General features: G+C 47.1%; 2 tRNA genes and 2 rRNA genes. All 4 read right to left on the bottom strand.

Annotated elements, in window-relative coordinates:
* Positions 1-391: ribosomal RNA gene (locus KFD70_RS29180) — 23S ribosomal RNA — on the bottom strand; the annotation flags it as partial.
* 76 nt (positions 392-467) lie between these two features.
* Positions 468-543: transfer RNA gene (locus KFD70_RS29175), tRNA-Ala, on the bottom strand.
* An 8-nt stretch (positions 544-551) separates the two neighbouring features.
* Positions 552-628: transfer RNA gene (locus KFD70_RS29170), tRNA-Ile, on the bottom strand.
* Between the two features lie 131 nt (positions 629-759).
* A 16S ribosomal RNA gene (locus KFD70_RS29165) occupies positions 760-899 on the bottom strand; the annotation flags it as partial.

The raw sequence follows: 899 nt of genomic DNA, 5'->3' as shown, positions 1-899 counted from the left end.
TTTCGACTACGGGGTTGTTACCCTCTGTGACGAGCCTTTCCAGACTGCTTCGTCTACCTCGTTCCTTTGTAACTCCGTATAGAATGTCCTACAACCCCAAGAGGCAAGCCTCTTGGTTTGGGCTAGATTCCGTTTCGCTCGCCGCTACTCAGGAAATCGCATTTGCTTTCTCTTCCTCCAGGTACTTAGATGTTTCAGTTCCCTGGGTCTGTCTTCCTTACCCTATGTATTCAGATAAGGATACCATACCATTACGTATGGTGGGTTTCCCCATTCGGAAATCTTCGGATCAAAGCTTACTTACAGCTCCCCGAAGCATATCGGCGTTAGTCCCGTCCTTCATCGACTCCTAGTGTCAAGGCATCCACCGTGCGCCCTTTCTAACTTAACCAAACTAAAATTAAAAAATATGAGCTACACTGTTATCTAGTTTTCAAAGAACATACCACGCTATATAAAATAGCTTTTGGTGGAGCCTAGCGGGATCGAACCGCTGACCTCCTGCGTGCAAGGCAGGCGCTCTCCCAGCTGAGCTAAGGCCCCAAGTTGTATGGTGGGCCTAAATGGACTCGAACCATCGACCTCACGCTTATCAGGCGTGCGCTCTAACCAGCTGAGCTATAGGCCCATACAAATTGCAGAATTAATTTATATCATATCCTCTTTTAAGAGTCAACACTTTTATTGAACTCTCAAAACTAAACGAAAACGAAACACGGAAACTTATATTGATAAGCAGTGCTTATCAATTCTCCATAGAAAGGAGGTGATCCAGCCGCACCTTCCGATACGGCTACCTTGTTACGACTTCACCCCAATCATCTGTCCCACCTTAGGCGGCTGGCTCCAAAAAGGTTACCCCACCGACTTCGGGTGTTACAAACTCTCGTGGTGTGACG

The sequence above is a fragment of the Bacillus pfraonensis genome (assembly GCF_050768835.1).
GTDB lineage: Bacteria > Bacillota > Bacilli > Bacillales > Bacillaceae_G > Bacillus_A > Bacillus_A pfraonensis.
Note: the sequence above shows the minus strand (reverse complement) of the source record. Positions and strands in the feature narration are given on the sequence as shown.